Here is a 5,816-nt window from a genome sequence, read left to right on the forward strand (position 1 = left end):
CCCCAACGCCCCCCGCTGCGGCGCGATCCCTGCCGGTACCGCCCGCTGGCGGGCCGGTGTGCCCGTCCAGCAGGTGCCGCGGCGGGACAGCAGGCGGCGGAGCCACAGTTCCAGGGAGACGAGGTCGGCGAGGCCGTCCAGCGGGAGGGGCTCGCCGGCCGCAGCGGAGCGCAGGGCCTTGCGGACCACCCGCGCCTCCACCAGTCCCGCCTCCGCCAGCAGCGGCGTGTCGAACAGGGCGACCAGGGAGTCCGCCGCCACCCGCAGCCCCGTACGCGCCGCGGCCGCCGCCGTCGCCTGGGTCGGGACGCCCCACCCGGGCGGCAGGTCCCGGACGCCGGCCCCTTCCAGCACCGTACGCAGGATCGCCGCCCGCGCCCCCGGCCGCACCCGCAACGCCTCGGGCAGCGCCCGGGCCGCGCGCACGACCTGGTTGTCGAGGAACGGCGCGTGCAGCCGCTGGAAGCGGATCTCCGCGGCCTGCTCCAGCACCCGCAGGTCCGCCGCGTACCGCGCCAGCGCCGCACGCGCGCGGAAGTCACCCGGCCGCTGTCCCGGCCCCACCAGCTCCGACCGGTGCGTCGCCGCCTGAAGGCGAACCGATACTTCAGCGAGCGCCTCACCGGTCAGCCAGCGCGCCGCCGGCCCGGGTCTCCCCCAGGTGAGCGCGGCGAGCGAGGCCTCGACCGCGCCCCCGGGCGCGTCCAGGCCCTCGTCCGTACGGTGGTCCAGCAGGCGCTCGGCCAGGGACTCGAGCCCCGCCCGGTACGGCGTACGGGACAGCCGTCGCGCCGCCGCGTACACGCGCGCGGGGACCAGCACCGAGCCGTCCGTCTTGGCCAGCGCGGCGACGGGCCGCACCAGGTGGCGCCGCTTGCGGTCCATCAGCAGGTCGGCGAGCCGCGCGGGATGGGCGTCCAGGACCTGCCGCGCGCCGTAGCCCGTGAAGTGGTCCGCGCTGCCGGCCGCGAGCCGCGCCCGGTGCCAGGCCGCCGTCACCAGGGACGCGCCCGGCTCGTCGGTCAGCGGGCCCTCCAGGTCGGCGTACGGCAGGGTCTCCTCGCCGCCGGCCACGACGACGTGGTGCAGCCGCGGGTTCGCGGCCAGCGCGCCCGCCCGCTCCAGTTCGGCCTCCCGCCCCCCGACGGCCAGGTCGTTGAACGTGACCGCCAGCAGCCGCTCCCCCGCGCCCGTGCCGTGCCCCAGCACCGTGCCCGGCATTCCGGGCAGCCCCGCGGCCAGCAGCGCCAGCGTCCCCGAAGCCGGTCCGCCGGACAGGTCCGCCCCGATCCCCGGCACCGGCATCCCGCGCGCGGCTCGCCGCTCGGCGGGCCCCATGCCGGGCACGGGCCCGGGGTCGATGTCCGCACCGGGCACGTGCCGCGGCGCGGACAGCCGGGTCCGTACGGCCTCCACGAGCGCGTCGCGCACGGCGTCGACCGCGCTGTCGGGGTCGGCCGAAGGCGCCGCCACCGCCAGCGAGGCGACCGGCTCGTACCCGGCGATCTCACGCGCCCCCGCGCGCAGGATCAGCGCATGCCCCGGCGGAATGCGCTTCACGCCGTCGTACGGCGTGGAGTCGTGCAGCGCGGCGGGCACGTCGGGGGCGGCCAGCAGCGCGGCGAGGTGCCCGAAGTCGAGGTTGGCCTCGATGAGGTCGGCCAGCGGCAGCGCGGCCGTCGCATACGCCGTACCACCGGCCCAGGGGGTGTAGAACACCGGCCGCGCGCCCGCGAGGTCGCCGCAGACGGTGACCCTCCGGCCGACCTGCACGATCGCGGTGTAGCTGCCCGGCCAGGCGGTCAGATGCCGAAGTGCCCCGCCGCGCGCGGCGAACAGCGCGACGCGCAACTGCTCGTCGGTGGCGCCGCAGATGCCGAGGACGGCGATACGCGTCCGGTCGTCGGCCTTCACGACCCGCACCTCGTCGGGGCGCCAGTCACCGACCGCCCAGAGCGGATCGGGATCGCCCCACAGGAGTTGGGAACCCACCGGGTGCAGGGTCTCGCCGTCGGGCCCCGTGGCCCCCGCCGAGCCGGCAGCGACGGCTCCCGCGGCGGTGCTGCTCCATCCCACCAACCACCGCATCGCCGCCTCCACAGGCTGTGGACAACCAGTGCACCGTACGAACCGGTTCACCATGCTGCCATGAAGGAAGCGTTCCAGAGTGCGCCCGCGCCGCTTGCGCTCCGCCGAACGCGCCCCGGCGGAGCCACCCACGCCGCCGCGAGCACCCCCGAACACCCTGAACTCCCTTGTGCCACAAGAAGAGACGGGCGGAGAGGACGGCAGCGAGGACGTCAGTGAAGACGAACATGCAGACGGCGACGGAGACGGCCGCGGAAGCGGCGAGAACAGAAGGGACGGCAGGAGACAAGACACGTCAGCGACACGTCACCAGTACGACTGCGGCGCGAATGCGCCCCCGATACGCGCCCCGAATACGCCCGAAGCGCCCTCAACTACCGTGGTCGGAGGCCTGATACCCCACCGTCGACGGGGTCGATTTTCGGCCAAATCCCCATCTCGTACGCAGCGTCGAACACTCTCCGTACAGACCCTGCGGACCACCGGGCGGTCGCGCGGTCCGGGAGACGGAGCACGCCTCCCGGACCGTTCCGCCGCCCGCGGGGATGAAGGCGGCGGTGTCCCCCAGCCCACTGGATCCAGTACAGCGGGCCGACCCACGCAACGACCATGGAACCGCTCCCGCGGTGGCCGGAGAAGAGCGCACGGGCAGGCGCACGGCCACACAGTGGGAGCACATCGCAACAGCCTGTATCTGAACCGCACTTCAGTACGGACCACAATCCCGCCAACCGGAACAATGCCCCTTAACGCTTGGGATGCGGCGAACTACGCTGGGTTTACGAATGCCGCGTGGTTATGCCAACGTCGGCAGCCGTCTGTGTCGAGGGGTGGCGCATGTCCAGGGAGCAACGCGGGCCGAACGAAAAACTCGGCGCCGTTCTCGCCCTCGCGGGAATCTCGAACGCAGGCCTCGCGCGGCGCGTCAACGATCTTGGCGCTCAGCGAGGACTGACGCTTCGCTATGACAAAACGTCGGTGGCGCGGTGGGTGTCGAAGGGCATGGTGCCGCAGGGTGCGGCACCGCACCTCATCGCCGCCGCCATCGGCCAGAAGCTCGGCCGCCCGGTGCCGCTCCACGAGATCGGCCTGGCGGACGCGGACCCCGCCCCCGAAGTCGGCCTCGCCTTCCCGAGGGACGTCGGACAGGCGGTGAAATCCGCGACGGAGCTGTACCGCCTCGACCTCGCGGGCCGCCGCACCGGGGGCGGCATCTGGCAGTCACTGGCCGGATCGTTCGCGGTGAGCGCGTACGCGACGCCCGCCTCACGATGGCTGATAACCCCGGCCGACAGTTCGGTCGCGCGTGACGTGGACCCCGGCGAGGGCTCCGGCGCACCGCTCAAAGTCGGCCACAGCGATGTGCAGAAGCTGCGGGAGGCCGCCGAGGACGCGCGGCGCTGGGACTCCAAGTACGGCGGCGGCGACTGGCGTTCGTCGATGGTCCCCGAGTGCTTAAGGGTCGAGGCGGCCCCGCTGCTGCTCGGCTCCTACTCCGACGAGGTAGGCCGGGCCCTCTTCGGCGCCTCCGCCGAACTCACCCGGCTCGCGGGCTGGATGGCCTTCGACACGGGCCAGCAGGAAGCGGCCCAGCGCTACTACATCCAGGCCCTGCGCCTGGCCCGGGCGGCGGCGGACGTCCCCCTCGGGGGCTACGTCCTGGCCTCCATGTCCCTCCAGGCCACCTACCGCGGCTTCGGCGACGAGGGCGTGGACCTCGCCCAGGCCGCCCTCGAACGCAACCGCGGCCTCGCCACGGCCCGCACGATGAGCTTCTTCCGCCTCGTCGAGGCCCGGGCACACGCGCGTGCCGGTGACGCCCAGGCGGCCGGCGGTGCCCTGAAGGCGGCCGAGAGCTGGCTGGAGCGCGCCCGCCCCGGCGACAACGACCCGAGCTGGCTCGGCTTCTACTCCTACGACCGCTTCGCCGCCGACGCGGCCGAGTGCTACCGCGACCTCAAGGCTCCCCGCCAGGTCCGCCGCTTCACGGAACAGGCGCTGTCGAAGCCCACCGAGGAGTTCGTCCGCTCCCACGGCCTGCGCCTGGTCGTCTCGGCGGTGGCCGAACTGGAGTCGGGGAACCTGGACGCGGCGTGCGAGCAGGGCGTACGAGCGGTCGAGGTCGCCGGACGCATCTCCTCGGCCCGCACCACCGAGTACGTCAAGGACCTCCTGCACCGGCTGGAGCCGTACGGCGACGAGCCACGGGTGGTCGAGCTGCGTGAACGCGCACGGCCGCTGCTGATGGCTCCGGCGTAACCGGGCAGGGATGCTGCCGTACCCGCGTTTGAAGGCATTGTCAGTGGCGCAGTGCACTATCGAAGCGGGAGGTGGTGCGGGTGACGCGAGTGCCGGAGATCGCGTACGACTGTGACGTGCTGGTGATCGGCGGGGGGATCGTCGGCCTGTCGACGGCGTACGCGATCACACGCGCCGCACCGGGCACACGTGTCACGGTCCTGGAGAAGGAACCGGGCCCGGCCCGGCACCAGACGGGCCGCAACAGCGGCGTCATCCACAGCGGCATCTACTACCGCCCCGGCTCCCTCAAGGCGCGCTACGCGGTGGGGGGCGCGGCGGAGATGGTCAAGTTCTGCGCCGAGTACGGCATCCCGCACGCGGTCACCGGCAAGCTGATCGTCGCGACCGACCGCGCGGAGCTGCCCCGCCTGCACGCACTCGTGCAGCGCGGCCGGGAGAACGGCATCCCGGTCCGTGAACTGGGCGGGCCCCAGATCGCGGAGTACGAGCCGGAGGTGCGGGGCCTCGCCGCGATACACGTCGGTACGACCGGCATCTGCGACTTCGTCGCGGTCGCCCGCCAGCTGGCCCACGGCTCGGGCGCGGAGATCCGCTACGGCACGCGGGTCGTGCGCGTCGACCGCCGCCCCGAGCGCGGAGTCGCCGTGCTCACGTCCACCGGGGACGTCGTGCGCGGGCGGGTGCTGGTGAACTGCGCCGGCCTCTACAGCGACGAGATCGCCCGGCTGACCGGGGACGACCCGGACGTGCGGATCGTGCCGTTCCGGGGCGAGTACTACGAGCTGGCCCGGCCGGAGCTGGTGCGGGGCCTGGTGTATCCGGTCCCCGACCCGGCGTTCCCCTTCCTCGGGGTGCATCTCACACGCGGGATCGACGGGGGCGTCCACATCGGGCCCAACGCGGTGCCGGCGCTGGCCCGTGAGGGGTACGGGTGGGGGACGGTCCGTGCGCGGGAGCTGGGAGGGACGCTGGCCTGGCCGGGCTCCTGGCGGATCGCCCGGCGGCACTGGCGGTACGGGGCGGGGGAGCTGCGGCGGTCGCTGTCCAAGGGGGCGTTCACGGAGGCGGTGCGGAGATTGCTGCCCGGGGTGTCGGAGGACGACCTGGTGCCGACGGCGGCGGGGGTCCGGGCGCAGGCGGTCCTGCGTGACGGCACGCTGGTGGACGACTTCCTGATCCGCGAGGGCGCTCGCACGGTGCATGTGCTGAACGCGCCGTCTCCCGCGGCTACGGCGTCCTTGCCGATCGGCAGGGAGGTGGCACGCAGAGCACTGAGCGCGCTCTGAGGTGCTCGGCGTCGCTGCTGAGGCCGGGTGGGTCCGCAACCCGGCGGCGCGGGGTGCCGCTGCGCCCACCCGTGCCACCTGGGGGCACCTCCCAGGCCCTTAAGGCACTGGGGGAGGCACGACTGCCCGCAGCTAAGGCGAGACGCGCCCGCACCCCCGGCGCGGCCCCGACCCACCACC

At 73.9% G+C, this 5,816-nt stretch carries 3 protein-coding genes; 2 read left to right on the forward strand and 1 reads right to left on the reverse strand.

Features of this window, described 5'->3' with window-relative positions:
* The coding region (locus CCL05_RS19060) for an asparagine synthase-related protein (RefSeq protein ID WP_086561701.1) at positions 1-2,088 on the reverse strand (2,088 nt) is incomplete at its 3' end.
* An 837-nt stretch (positions 2,089-2,925) separates the two neighbouring features.
* Between CCL05_RS19060 and CCL05_RS19065 the strand changes: the two genes are divergently transcribed.
* A complete protein-coding gene (locus tag CCL05_RS19065; RefSeq protein WP_086561702.1) occupies positions 2,926-4,347 on the forward strand; it encodes an NsdA family TPR-like regulatory protein in 1,422 nt (473 codons plus the stop codon).
* A 74-nt stretch (positions 4,348-4,421) separates the two neighbouring features.
* Complete coding sequence (gene lhgO / locus CCL05_RS19070) at positions 4,422-5,636, forward strand: L-2-hydroxyglutarate oxidase (RefSeq protein WP_425275924.1); 1,215 nt, start codon at positions 4,422-4,424, stop codon at positions 5,634-5,636.
* The last annotated feature ends 180 nt before the right edge of the window (positions 5,637-5,816 follow it).

This window comes from Streptomyces africanus, assembly GCF_002150735.1.
GTDB classification, from domain to species: Bacteria; Actinomycetota; Actinomycetes; order Streptomycetales; family Streptomycetaceae; genus Streptomyces; species Streptomyces africanus.